The 11,163-nt window shown below is 66.6% G+C and carries 11 protein-coding genes and 2 rRNA genes (1 of these 13 running past the window's edge); 7 read left to right on the top strand and 6 right to left on the bottom strand.

Annotation, left to right across the window (positions count from 1 at the left end):
• Both BLW75_RS14835 and rrf read left to right on the top strand, forming a co-directional pair.
• Positions 1 to 2,005 (top strand): 23S ribosomal RNA (locus tag BLW75_RS14835); it begins 1,132 nt to the left of the window's first position.
• Positions 2,006 to 2,087: 82 nt separating this feature from the next.
• Positions 2,088 to 2,204: ribosomal RNA gene (gene rrf, locus BLW75_RS14830) — 5S ribosomal RNA — on the top strand.
• A 421-nt stretch (positions 2,205 to 2,625) separates the two neighbouring features.
• Here rrf and cobF read toward each other — a convergent pair.
• Positions 2,626 to 3,390, bottom strand: coding sequence for a precorrin-6A synthase (deacetylating) (cobF, locus tag BLW75_RS14825; protein WP_034313719.1), 765 nt, complete (start codon positions 3,388 to 3,390; stop codon positions 2,626 to 2,628).
• A gap of 96 nt (positions 3,391 to 3,486) precedes the next feature.
• Here cobF and BLW75_RS14820 point away from each other — a divergent pair, with 96 nt between their 5' ends.
• Genes BLW75_RS14820 through BLW75_RS14815 form a run of 3 tightly spaced genes read left to right on the top strand, consistent with a single transcriptional unit; the run spans position 3,487 to position 6,085 of the window.
• Positions 3,487 to 3,693 carry a heavy-metal-associated domain-containing protein gene (locus tag BLW75_RS14820; RefSeq protein ID WP_034313722.1) on the top strand — a complete coding sequence of 69 codons (207 nt, stop codon included), beginning with the start codon at positions 3,487 to 3,489 and terminating at the stop codon, positions 3,691 to 3,693.
• Entirely contained in the window at positions 3,690 to 3,851 is a 162-nt protein-coding gene (locus tag BLW75_RS42820) for a hypothetical protein (RefSeq protein WP_167373499.1), read from the top strand. The genes BLW75_RS14820 and BLW75_RS42820 overlap by 4 nt, the downstream gene beginning before the upstream one ends.
• A gap of 41 nt (positions 3,852 to 3,892) precedes the next feature.
• A complete protein-coding gene (locus BLW75_RS14815; protein ID WP_198935758.1) occupies positions 3,893 to 6,085 on the top strand; it encodes a heavy metal translocating P-type ATPase in 2,193 nt (730 codons plus the stop codon).
• On the opposite strand, the gene BLW75_RS14810 is transcribed toward BLW75_RS14815, so the two are convergent.
• On the bottom strand, positions 6,036 to 6,317 hold the full coding sequence (locus BLW75_RS14810) for a metal-sensitive transcriptional regulator (RefSeq protein WP_007034631.1): 282 nt from the start codon (positions 6,315 to 6,317) through the stop codon (positions 6,036 to 6,038). The genes BLW75_RS14815 and BLW75_RS14810 overlap by 50 nt on opposite strands.
• A gap of 166 nt (positions 6,318 to 6,483) precedes the next feature.
• On the opposite strand from BLW75_RS14810, the gene BLW75_RS14805 reads away from it, so the two are divergent.
• Positions 6,484 to 6,846: a YciI family protein gene (locus BLW75_RS14805; RefSeq protein ID WP_034313727.1), complete on the top strand. Its 363-nt coding sequence runs from the start codon at positions 6,484 to 6,486 to the stop codon at positions 6,844 to 6,846.
• Here BLW75_RS14805 and BLW75_RS14800 read toward each other — a convergent pair.
• Positions 6,843 to 7,511 (bottom strand): hypothetical protein, encoded by a 669-nt coding sequence (locus BLW75_RS14800; protein WP_034313728.1) that lies wholly within the window; start codon positions 7,509 to 7,511, stop codon positions 6,843 to 6,845. The genes BLW75_RS14805 and BLW75_RS14800 overlap by 4 nt on opposite strands.
• A 211-nt stretch (positions 7,512 to 7,722) precedes the next feature.
• On the opposite strand from BLW75_RS14800, the gene BLW75_RS14795 reads away from it, so the two are divergent.
• Positions 7,723 to 8,418: a maleylpyruvate isomerase family mycothiol-dependent enzyme gene (locus BLW75_RS14795; protein ID WP_091597619.1), complete on the top strand. Its 696-nt coding sequence runs from the start codon at positions 7,723 to 7,725 to the stop codon at positions 8,416 to 8,418.
• Here BLW75_RS14795 and BLW75_RS14790 read toward each other — a convergent pair whose 3' ends face one another.
• The 3 genes from BLW75_RS14790 to BLW75_RS14780 form a co-directional block, all read right to left on the bottom strand.
• Positions 8,419 to 9,753, bottom strand: a complete 1,335-nt coding sequence (locus BLW75_RS14790; RefSeq protein WP_034314027.1) for a copper resistance CopC/CopD family protein — start codon at positions 9,751 to 9,753, stop codon at positions 8,419 to 8,421.
• Positions 9,750 to 10,325 carry a hypothetical protein gene (locus BLW75_RS14785; protein ID WP_034313732.1) on the bottom strand — a complete coding sequence of 192 codons (576 nt, stop codon included), beginning with the start codon at positions 10,323 to 10,325 and terminating at the stop codon, positions 9,750 to 9,752. Before BLW75_RS14785 ends, BLW75_RS14790 begins: the two co-directional genes overlap by 4 nt.
• Before the next feature lie 115 nt (positions 10,326 to 10,440).
• Positions 10,441 to 11,127, bottom strand: a complete 687-nt coding sequence (locus BLW75_RS14780) for a winged helix-turn-helix transcriptional regulator (protein ID WP_034313734.1) — start codon at positions 11,125 to 11,127, stop codon at positions 10,441 to 10,443.
• Positions 11,128 to 11,163 lie beyond the last annotated feature (36 nt).

Genomic DNA, 11,163 nt, shown 5'->3' with positions numbered 1-11,163 from the left:
GTGGGATTGCCCAGACAACCAGGAGGTTGGCTTAGAAGCAGCCACCCTTGAAAGAGTGCGTAATAGCTCACTGGTCAAGTGGTCCTGCGCCGACAATGTAGCGGGGCTTAAGCACACCGCCGAAGCTGTGTCATTCGTGCATATAGATCGGCGTCTCTCTTGAAGAGATGTCTAGTCGCACGGATGGGTAGGGGAGCGTCCTGCATCCAGGGAAGCGGCGGCGGAAGCCAGTCGTGGAGGGTGTGGGAGTGAGAATGCAGGCATGAGTAGCGAATGCAGAGTGAGAAACTCTGCCGCCGGATGACCAAGGGTTCCTGGGCCAGGCTAATCCGCCCAGGGTAAGTCGGGACCTAAGGCGAGGCCGACAGGCGTAGTCGATGGATAACGGGTTGATATTCCCGTACCCGAGCACGTGCGCCCAGGATGAGGCGGTTGATACTAACCACCCAAAGCGCCAGTCGAGACCCTTCGGGGTGGAGATTGGTTGTGGAGCGTGGGATCTGATTCCGTAGTAGTCGAGTGATGGGGTGACGCAGGAAGGTAGCTCCGCCAGTGAGTGGTAGTACTGGTGTAAGCGTGTAGACCGAGTGGTAGGCAAATCCGCCGCTCATGAAGGTTGAGACGTGATGCGTAGCCGATTGAGGCGAAGTAGAGTGATCCTATGCTGCCGAGAAAAGCCTCTAGCGAGTGCGTGCACGGCCCGTACCCCAAACCAACACAGGTGGTCAGGTAGAGAATACTAAGGCGATCGGGTGAACTGTGGTTAAGGAACTCGGCAAAATGCCCCCGTAACTTCGGGAGAAGGGGGGCCAAACACTCTGAAGTCCCTTGCGGACTAGGGGTGGGTGGCCGCAGAGACCAGCGGAAAGCGACTGTTTACTAAAAACACAGGTCCATGCGAAGTCGCAAGACGATGTATATGGACTGACGCCTGCCCGGTGCTGGAACGTTAAGAGGACCGGTTAACCTTTCGGGGTGAAGCTGAGAATTTAAGCGCCAGTAAACGGCGGTGGTAACTATAACCATCCTAAGGTAGCGAAATTCCTTGTCGGGTAAGTTCCGACCTGCACGAATGGCGTAACGACTTTCCGGCTGTCTCAACCACAGGCCCGGCGAAATTGCACTACGAGTAAAGATGCTCGTTACGCGCGGCAGGACGGAAAGACCCCGGGACCTTTACTATAGTTTGGTATTGGTTTTCGGTTCGGCTTGTGTAGGATAGGTGGGAGACTGTGAAGCTGGCACGCTAGTGTTGGTGGAGTCGTTGTTGAAATACCACTCTGGTCGGATTGGGAATCTGAACCTCGGACCATGATCTGGTTCAGGGACAGTGCCTGATGGGTAGTTTAACTGGGGCGGTTGCCTCCTAAAGAGTAACGGAGGCGCCCAAAGGTTCCCTCAGCCTGGTTGGCAATCAGGTGTTGAGTGCAAGTGCACAAGGGAGCTTGACTGTGAGACAGACATGTCGAGCAGGGACGAAAGTCGGGACTAGTGATCCGGCACCACCTGGTGGAAGGGGTGTCGCTCAACGGATAAAAGGTACCCCGGGGATAACAGGCTGATCTTGCCCAAGAGTCCATATCGACGGCATGGTTTGGCACCTCGATGTCGGCTCGTCGCATCCTGGGGCCGGAGTAGGTCCCAAGGGTTGGGCTGTTCGCCCATTAAAGCGGCACGCGAGCTGGGTTTAGAACGTCGTGAGACAGTTCGGTCCCTATCCGCCGCGCGCGTAGGATACTTGAGGAAGGCTGTCCCTAGTACGAGAGGACCGGGACGGACGAACCTCTGGTATGCCAGTTGTCACGCCAGTGGCATGGCTGGTTGGCCACGTTCGGAAGGGATAACCGCTGAAGGCATCTAAGCGGGAAGCCTGTTCCAAGATGAGGTATCCCACCCCTTTGTGGGTTAAGGCCCCCAACAGACCATTGGGTTGATAGGCCAGAAATGGAAGCACAGTAATGTGTTGTCGAGTTGACTGGTACTAATAGGCCGAGGACTTGCCCACGAAGATGTTACGCATCCACTCTACAGCTCTGAAACACCACACCGATCGTGGAAACGAACGAGTGTGTGTTGTTTCGTAGTGTTTCGGTGGTTATAGCGTCAGGGAAACGCCCGGTCCCATTCCGAACCCGGAAGCTAAGCCTGACAGCGCCGATGGTACTGCAACCGAAGGGTTGTGGGAGAGTAGGACACCGCCGGACTAACATTAAAAGAGGGTCCAGGCCCCGGTCGAGAACCACGAGTTCTCCCGGGGCCTGGACCCTTTCTTCATGCCCGAAACCCGCCACACACGTGACCGAACCCGCCACACACGTGATCGAGCACGTAACACCCGTGATTGAGCGCGTAACTCGCGTGATCAGACGGACGACACCGGTGATCACACGGACGACACGACGACCCCGGGGGGTTCGTACGCCGTGTCGTCCATCTGATCACGCGAGTCGTCCACCCAAACACACGTGTCGTCCATCTGGACACGCGAGCCACACCCCCGGACACGCGAGTTACGCGTCTGATCACGCGAGTCACACCCCTGGACACGCGAGTGACGGCCCAGAACACGCGAGTGACGGGGTGGGGCACGTGAGTGCGGAGCGGGAGAGGTAAGGCGGGCGGGAGCTAGGGGTGGACCGGGCGTCGTAGGTGGTAGATGTCCATGATCCAGCCCTTCCGCGAGCGGGCGGAGGCGCGGATGGAGCGGATTTCCGCGGCGAGCTCGGCGGACAGGGGACCGGAGAGCAGGAGCTCGTCGGGCGTCCCGAGGTACGCGCCCCAGTAGATCTCCAGGCCCGTGTCGGCGAAGTGCGAGAAGGTGCAGTTCGCGTCCAGCATCACGAAGACGTCGTCGACGTCCGCGGGCCAGCCGGCCTCAAGGCGGCGGCCGGTCGTGATCTGTACCGGGCGGCCGATCTGGTTCATCGTGGTCCGGTGCCGGGAAGTCAGCGCGGCCACACTGCTGACGCCGGGAATGACGTCGTACTCGAACTCGACGGTGCCCCTGGCCAGCACGGCGTCCAGCAGCGTGAGCGTCGAGTCGTAGAGCGCGGGATCGCCCCATACGAGGAACGCGCCCCGCTCGCCGGGGCCCAGGGAAGCGATCATGTTCTCGTAGACGTCGGTCCGGAGCCGGTGCCAGTCGGCGACGGCCTTCCGGTAGTCGTCCGGAGTACGGTCGCGTGCGGGGTCCGGTGCCCGTACGACGCGGTAGCCGGGCCGTTCGACGAACCGGTCGAGGATCTCCTGGCGCAGCGCTGTCAGGTCCTGCTTCTCGGAACCCTTGTCGAGCACGAAGAACACATCGGTCTCGTTCAGCCGCCGGATGGCCTGGACGGTCAGGTGGTCCGGGTCGCCGGCGCCGATGCCGATGGCGGAGATCTTCCTCATTTCCGCAGTGTCCCCGTACCCTCCGTGCACACCCCTACCCCCACGGGGTATAAAGGAAGTGATCGCTCCACCTGTCCTGTAGAGGAGTTCGTACCGATGGCCGAAACCACCTACACCGTCAAGGGCATGTCCTGCGGGCACTGCGCCTCCTCCGTCACCGAGGAGGTCAGCGGGATCGCGGGCGTCAGCGCCGTGAACGCGGACGTCGCCAGCGGCAAGGTCACCGTCACCAGCGACTCGCCCTTGGACGTCCAGGCCGTCGACGCGGCCGTCACCGAGGCCGGTTACCAGCTCGTCTCGTGAGCACCGCCGTCAAGGTGTCGGCGTTCGCCGCGGCTCTGGTCGCGGTGTTCGCCGTCGCCTGGGCGATCGGTTCCGCCGTCGGGCCGCTGGATGAGGCGCCGCCCTCGCCCGCGCCGACCAGCGAGCATCACGGGCACCATCCGGGAGGTACGCCGTGAGCGTCGGGACATCCCAGCGGGTCGAACTGGCCATCGGCGGGATGACCTGCGCGTCCTGCGCCGCGCGGGTCGAACGCAAACTGAACAAGGTCGACGGCGTCTCCGCCACGGTCAATTACGCCACCGAGAAGGCGCAGGTCGACTTCCCCGCCGCACTGTCGGTCGAAGACCTCGTCGGCGTCGTCGAGTCCGCCGGCTACACGGCCCAGCCGCCCCAGCCCGACGAAGACGAAGACCAGACTGGCGCGCTTAGGACGCGTCTCGTCGTCTCGGCCGTGCTCGCCGTGCCGGTGATCGTGCTGGCGATGGTCCCGGCCTGGCAGTTCACCTACTGGCAGTGGGTCTCGCTGGCATTGGCCGCGCCGGTCGTCACCTGGGGCGCGTGGCCGTTCCACCGCCCGGCCTGGACGAACCTCCGGCATGGCGCCGCCACCATGGACACCCTGATCTCGCTCGGCGTCGCCGCTGCCACGCTCTGGTCGGTGTACGCCCTGCTCTTCGGCGACGCCGGGGCACCCGGCATGCGGCATGGCTTCGAGCTGACGATGCAGCGCGGATCCGGTGCGGGCAACCTCTACCTCGAGGTCGCCGCCGGGGTGACGACGTTCCTCCTCGCGGGCCGGTACTTCGAGGCCCGGTCCAAGCGCCGCTCCGGTGCGGCGCTGCGGGCGCTGCTCGAACTCGGCGCGAAGGACGTCGCGGTCCTCAAGAACGGTACCGAGAGCCGCGTCCCGATCGGAGCGCTGAAGACGGGCGACGAGTTCGTCGTGCGGCCGGGGGAGAAGATCGCCACCGACGGTGTCGTGACCGACGGGGGATCGGCCGTCGACCTGAGCATGCTGACGGGTGAAGCCGTTCCGGTCGAGGTGACCAGCGGAGACGCCGTCGTCGGCGGGACGGTCAACGCCGGCGGACGGCTTGTCGTCCGCGCCACCCGGATCGGCGCCGACACGCAGCTCGCGCAGATGGCACGGCTCGTCGAAGACGCGCAGAACGGCAAGGCGCGGGTCCAGCGGCTCGCCGACCGCGTGTCGGCCGTGTTCGTCCCGGTGGTGATCGCGCTCGCGGTCGGCACGCTCGGCTTCTGGCTCGGAGCCGGCAGCGGAGCCGACGCCGCCTTCACCGCCGCCGTCGCGGTCCTCATCATCGCCTGCCCGTGCGCGCTCGGCCTTGCCACGCCGACTGCGCTGCTGGTCGGCACCGGTCGCGGCGCGCAGCTGGGCATCCTCATCAAGGGACCCGAAGTACTGGAGTCCACTCGGGCGGTCGACACCGTCGTCCTGGACAAGACCGGCACGGTGACCGCCGGGAAGATGAGCCTCACCGACCTCTATGGCGACGACGAGACCGAGGTGCTGCGCCTGGCCGCGGCGGTCGAGCACGCTTCCGAACATCCGATCGCCCGCGCGATCGTCGCGGCCGCCGAGGAGCGGCTGGGCGAGCTGCCGCCGGTCGACGGGTTCCGCGCCGTCGAGGGCCTGGGTGTCCTCGGTGAGGTCGAGGGCAAGACCGTCCTGGCCGGGCGGCCTGCTCTCCTCCAACAGCACGGCATCGCTGTCGGCGACGGGTATTCCCAGGTCAAGGCGGCCGCCGAGGATCGGGGCGCCACGGCGGTCGTCGTCGCTTGGGACGGCGAGACGCGCGGCGTGGTCGTCGTCGCCGACACGGTCAAGCCGACGTCGGCCGAGGCCGTGGCGGAACTGAAAGCGCTCGGACTCCGCCCTGTCCTGCTGACCGGCGACAACACCGGTTCCGCGAACACCGTCGCCGCCGAGGTGGGTATCGACGAGGTGATCGCGGAGGTCCTGCCCGCCGACAAGGTCGATGTCGTCAAACGGCTGCAGGCCGAAGGCCGCGTGGTCGCCATGGTCGGCGACGGCGTCAACGACGCGGCCGCGCTCGCGCAGGCCGACCTCGGTCTCTCGATGGGGACCGGGACGGACGCCGCGATCGAGGCCGGTGACCTGACCCTGGTGCGCGGCGACCTGCGCGCGGCCGCGGACGCCATCCGGCTCTCGCGCCGCACCCTCGGCACGATCAAGGGCAACCTGTTCTGGGCGTTCGCCTATAACGTCGCCGCGCTGCCGCTGGCCGCGCTCGGCCTGCTCAACCCCATGATCGCGGGGGCCGCGATGGCGTTCTCTTCGGTGTTCGTCGTCACCAACAGCCTGCGGCTGCGACGTTTCAGGACCGGACCAGCCGGGCGATTGCGTCGGACGCCTCCCGGACCTTGAGGTCGGCCTCTTCGCCGCCCGCGGCGGCCGCGTGGACCACGCAGGTGGCGAGGTGCTCGTCCAGCAGTTCGAGGGAGAACGACTGCAGCGCCTTCGTGGCCGCGGACACCTGCGTCAGGATGTCGATGCAGTACTTGTCCTCCTCGACCATCCGCTGCAAGCCGCGGATCTGTCCTTCGATCCGGCGCAGGCGCTTGAGATAGGCCTCCCGCTCGGTGCCGTAGCCCGTCATTCCGCACCCGTTCTCTCGTCGTTCCCTGTCCTCGATCAGTATACCCTCCCCACGTATGTGCCGGGGGGAGCCGAATTTCCGGGTGCCAGGATGTCGAGGACGATCCGGCGGCTCCGACTCCTGCGTGAGTGGCCGGGCATCGGCCGGCTGACCAGGAGGAAAACGGATGAAGTACATGATCATGATCACCATGAACCCCACCGCGTGGGACGCCCTTCCCGAGGAGGAGCGCGACGAGGTGGTCGCCCGTATCGACCCTTTCATGAAGAAGCTCACCGAGAGCGGCGAACTGCTGGGGACGCAGGCGCTGGGGGAGCCGAAGGAGAGCACGGTGGTGCGGGTGCGTGACGGCGTCCCGGTGGTCACCGACGGCCCGTTCGCGGAGTCGAAGGAGTACCTGGCCGGCTTCTACCTGGTCGAATGCGACAGCAAGGAGCGCGCGATCGAGATCGCGGGCCAGATCCCGGACGCGCACATCAACGCGATGGAGATCCGGCCGGTGGTGTTCTCGTCGGGAGACCCCGCTTAGGTCGCGGCCGCTTCGGTGCCGGTGCGGGCTTCGGGCCTGCTCCGGCGCTGAACGGGCACTTCCGGTTTGGGTGTGGGGGATACGGCCAGTACCGAACCGGCCTCGGTGAGCAGTTCGCGGCAGCCGACCAGCTGTTTCAGCACGTCATCGCGCAGGCGGAGGGCCACGTCGGCCTTCTGCCGCGCTTCTGCGACCAGACGCTCGCTCTCTTCGGCGGCGTCGTCGAGCAGTTTTCGCGCCCGGGCTTGCGCGGCTTCGTCCCGTGCGGCGAGCGCGCGCATCGCCTCCGCGCGGCGCACCGTCATGGCGCGCTCGAAGTCGTCGGCGATCCGCTTCCGTTGCGCCTCGGCCTTGGCGGCTTCTTCGGCGGCGCGAGCGGTGATCTCCTCGGCCTCTTCGCGGGTGAGTTCGAGCATGCGGCGCGAGCGCTCCTGCAACGCGTCCGGCGCGATCGGCACACGGCTGATCCGGTCGACCGTGGCCTTCAATTCGCGCTTGTCCTCGCGCGCGGCGGTGAGTTCGGCGGCGAGCGCGTCTCCACGGCGGAGCGCTTCATCGCGTTCGGCTTCCACTCGTCGTAGTTCGGCTTCCACCTCGCGAACGAATTCCCGGACCTGCGCGCGATTGAAACCACGCCACGCCAGATCGAAGCCGGGCATCTCCATTGGTCACCTCCACAGTGGTCGATGTGTCGCCATTGGGCGCTTTCTCTTGCCACACGGGGCTTTCACCGACCAGTGTGCCTGAAGCCCCGGCGACATGCGCCACGGGTGGGTGGTCTTTGCGTTGAACGGTACGCGCAAGCGGGGAGAAGGGTGAAGCTCCGCGGCGATGGGAGAATGGACGACCATCGCTTACCCCACTGGAGGTGGCCGCGTGACGAGCAGCCGAATTCGGGTCCCTGGCTGGAATACGGAGACAGCGGCCGAAGGGTATCGGCAGGTCAGGGAGAACTTCGCGATCTTGCTCGCCGATCACGCGGGCGCCGCCGAACGGGTCGTCCCGGCGTGTCCACAGTGGACAGTGCGCGAGCTGGTCGCGCATCTGGCCGAGATCTGTGATCGGGTGATCACCCGGTTCGGTGGCGAGGCCTGTCCGGTGCCGGAGACGGCGTCGGCCGCCGAGGTGCTGAAGCTCTGGCTCGAACGGGGTCCCGAGGCCGACGCCCTCCTCGCCGCCGATGGCGAGGGGAAGGGCCGCGGCGACATCCTGGTGATGGACGCCTTCACCCACGAGCTCGATCTCCGGTACGCGCTCGGCGCTCCACCGCCCGGGGCGCACGCCGCCTGGCTGCGGGGATTCGAAGTGCTCGTCCGCGGCCTCGGCGCTTCGCTGGGCAGGCATGGACTGCCCGGGATGCGGATCGAGACCGAGGGCGCGACCTGGATCGCCGGTACCGAACCGGTCGCCGCGGTGCTCTCGGGCGCGCCCGTGGATCTTTACCGATCGCTCGCCGGGCGCCGGAGCCCGGCCCAGATCGCCGCCATGGACTGGCTTGGCGATCCCGAGCCGTGGCTCCGGGCCTTCACCTGGGGGCCGTTCGCCCCGCCGGAAGAGGAGATCGAGCGGTGATCAGCCGGTCGGGGACATCGAGGACAGCGCCGCGGCCAGCGCGAGCACCACGGCGACGATCAGCACCTCGACCCCGACGCTGATCCGCAGTTTCCGCAGGTCGGCGGTCACCACGCCGGTGCCGCCGCGCCCGGAGATCCCTCGCCGCACGGCGTTGCGGCTGAGGTTCGCCACCCACAGCAACACGGCGAACCCGGTCAGCTTCAGCAGGAAGACGATGCCGTAGGCCGACGTCCAGAGCGCCTCCACCGACGGCACGAGCCGGAAGCCCAGGTAGGCGCCGCTGACCACCATGATCACGATCGACCGGGTGGCGATCGGATGGAACCGCGCCAGCGCCGGCTCGGCCTCGGACGCCGAATATCTGCCGCGCAGGAGCACGGCCAGCTGGATCAGCCCGCCGACCCAGACGGCCATCGCGCCGAAATGCGCCAGGTCGGCGCTGACCGAGAGGAACATGATCTTGTCGGCCACCGCGTGCCCGGTCGCGGAGAAGCTCAGCATCACGATGAACCCGGCGGCGATGCCGAGGTTCTCGTAGCGCGAGCGCAGCCGCTCCGGCAGGCCACTCGTGAGCAGCCGTCGCACGATCACGGCGAGCGCGACGATCGCGGCCAAGCGCAGGAGCAGGAGCTTCCCGTACGCCACCCGCAGGGTCGCCTCGATCAGCGCCGGATCGAAGAGCGCGCCCACCCCGCGGCCCGCGACGTACGGACCTTGCAGCAGGAACCCGGCCACGGCCGTGACCCCCGAGAGCCACAGACCCGCGGTGATCAGCTTCCGCGCCGACGGATCGGCGCGGCCCTCCGGACGGCAGACCAGCATGAACACCAGTCCGCCCAGCAGCGCGACACCGCCGAAGGAGCCCCAGCGGAAGGTGGTGAACAGCGCGTCGGTCACCGGATCGGTCCCGGTGGAGGCGGACACCGCGCCCGCCGACGTGATCAGGGGGCCGGTGCCGATCACGAAGGCGATCGTGCCGCGCACCGGATGCGAGTCGGCCGAGACGAAGGCGTACTCGACGAGATAACTGCCGTCCGGAAGGTCGGGTTCGAGTGCGACGGCGACCTCTTCGGCGACCTCGCCCGGCTGGAACACCGGGCCGGCCACCACGTCGGTGCCTTGCTGGTCGACGACCTTGATCGAATTCGGCTGGATGCCGATGTTCTCCGACAGGGTGAGCGAGACCCGGGCGGGGGCCGAGGTGAGCCGGGCGCCGTCGGCGGGGTTCGAGGAAAGGAGTTCGACGTGGGCCGAGGCCGGGGCCGCGGTGAGCACCGCGACCCCGAAACACGCCGCCAGCAACGCCAGTAGCGCGAAGAGCCTCCTGGTCACGACGCCGCGGTCGCCAGCTCGCGCCGGCTTTCGGGCGAGCACGTGCACCCGGTCAGCTCCCGCTCGGCGGCGGGTGCCTTCCGGTGCACGATCATCGCGATGATCATCGGGATGGTGACGATCGTGTTGTAGAACAGGTGCAGTTCCACGCGCGGGATGAACAGCTGGATGATGCTGCTCGGCGCGGTGCCGCCGCCGAGGCGCCAGCCGGTCTGCGCCTGGATCAGCAGGAGCAGGTGTTCGATGTGGTGCCAGAACTGCAGGCCGAGCGCGAGGTTCCACCACTGCCGCGAACGGCCGGCGAAACCTTTGCGCAGGGCGAACAGGAAGACCAGCATGACGATGGCGTACCCGTAGTGCAGCCATTCGGAGCTGATCAGCTTCGGGAAGGGGATCCCGAGTACGCCGCGCGCGTCCGGGGTCTTCCAGCCGAGGGCGTAGATCTGGAACGCCTGCACCAGGTGTTCGGCCCAGTGGGCCACGACCACCACCGCGAAGGAGAGGAGCGCCGCACGGTGGTATTTCCCGTTGAGCGCGCCGAGCAGACCCGGACGCGAATCGAGTGTGGCCATGAAGGGCTCCTAAGACGAAAGACCGACCGGTGACGGATCTTGACGATAGCCCGTGATCCGGAGGTTTCCGTTACTCCGGATTGCTGATCCGACCTGCGGTATTACGCCGTATGGCTCAGCGGACGACGATTCCTTCGGTCACTTTGGGGGCCGCGGGAATGTGGAACAATTCCGCGAACAGTTCGAGGTATTCGAAGGCGCCTTCGAGGCGGATCTTGCCGGTTCGGGTCGCGTCGGCGGCGGTGAGGTCCCCGGTCAGCAGGTCCTTGATGAACGGGCCGAGCGGTTCGATGACCGCGTCGGCGCCGGGGTGCGCGCCCTCCGCGACCTTGAGCGCGCCGTCCTCGACGATCGCGTGCAGGATCATCTCGCCCGGGTAGCGCAGTTCGTAGGTGACCTGGACGCCCTTGGCCTTCTCGCTCCGGAAGGTCGTGTACAGCGAGAGGATCGCCGAGTCCAGGGTGAAGACGTCGTCGGCGGACGGCTGCCCGAGCGACCGGGCACCCCAGAGGCCGAGGTCCAGCACGATCTGGTCGAGTTCGCTGCCGTACTCGGTGAGCTCGTAGACCACCGCGGCGTCGAGCTGGGGGAGCAGGCGGCGGCGGAGCACCCCGGACTGCTCGAGTTCGTTGAGCCGCGCGGAGAGTGTGCTCGGCGGGATCTTGGGCAGGCCCGCCTGCAGCTCGGTGAACCGCTTCGGGCCGAGGACGAGGTCACGGACGATCAGCAGCGACCAGCGTTCGCCGATGATCTCCAGCGCCCTGGCCAGACCGCAGAACTGTCCATAGGTACGAATGCTCATCCGTCGATCCTCACTTTCGTTTCCGTGCCGGGAATG

The sequence above is a fragment of the Amycolatopsis lurida genome, from assembly GCF_900105055.1.
GTDB classification, from domain to species: Bacteria; Actinomycetota; Actinomycetes; order Mycobacteriales; family Pseudonocardiaceae; genus Amycolatopsis; species Amycolatopsis lurida.
The sequence above is the reverse complement of the archived record's forward strand: the minus strand, read 5'-3'. Positions and strand labels throughout refer to the sequence as shown.

What these genes read in the sequence shown, in the direction of transcription:
- cobF (WP_034313719.1), bottom strand. Translation starts at nt 3,390, where the DNA reads ATGAGGAAGATCTCCGCCATCGGCATCGGCGCCGGCGACCCGGACCAC.
- BLW75_RS14820 (WP_034313722.1), top strand. Translation starts at nt 3,487, where the DNA reads ATGGCCGAAACCACCTACACCGTCAAGGGCATGTCCTGCGGGCACTGC.
- BLW75_RS14815 (WP_198935758.1), top strand. Translation starts at nt 3,893, where the DNA reads ATGACCTGCGCGTCCTGCGCCGCGCGGGTCGAACGCAAACTGAACAAG.
- BLW75_RS14810 (WP_007034631.1), bottom strand. Translation starts at nt 6,317, where the DNA reads ATGACGGGCTACGGCACCGAGCGGGAGGCCTATCTCAAGCGCCTGCGC.
- BLW75_RS14805 (WP_034313727.1), top strand. Translation starts at nt 6,484, where the DNA reads ATGAAGTACATGATCATGATCACCATGAACCCCACCGCGTGGGACGCC.
- BLW75_RS14800 (WP_034313728.1), bottom strand. Translation starts at nt 7,511, where the DNA reads ATGGAGATGCCCGGCTTCGATCTGGCGTGGCGTGGTTTCAATCGCGCG.
- BLW75_RS14785 (WP_034313732.1), bottom strand. Translation starts at nt 10,325, where the DNA reads ATGGCCACACTCGATTCGCGTCCGGGTCTGCTCGGCGCGCTCAACGGG.
- BLW75_RS14780 (WP_034313734.1), bottom strand. Translation starts at nt 11,127, where the DNA reads ATGAGCATTCGTACCTATGGACAGTTCTGCGGTCTGGCCAGGGCGCTG.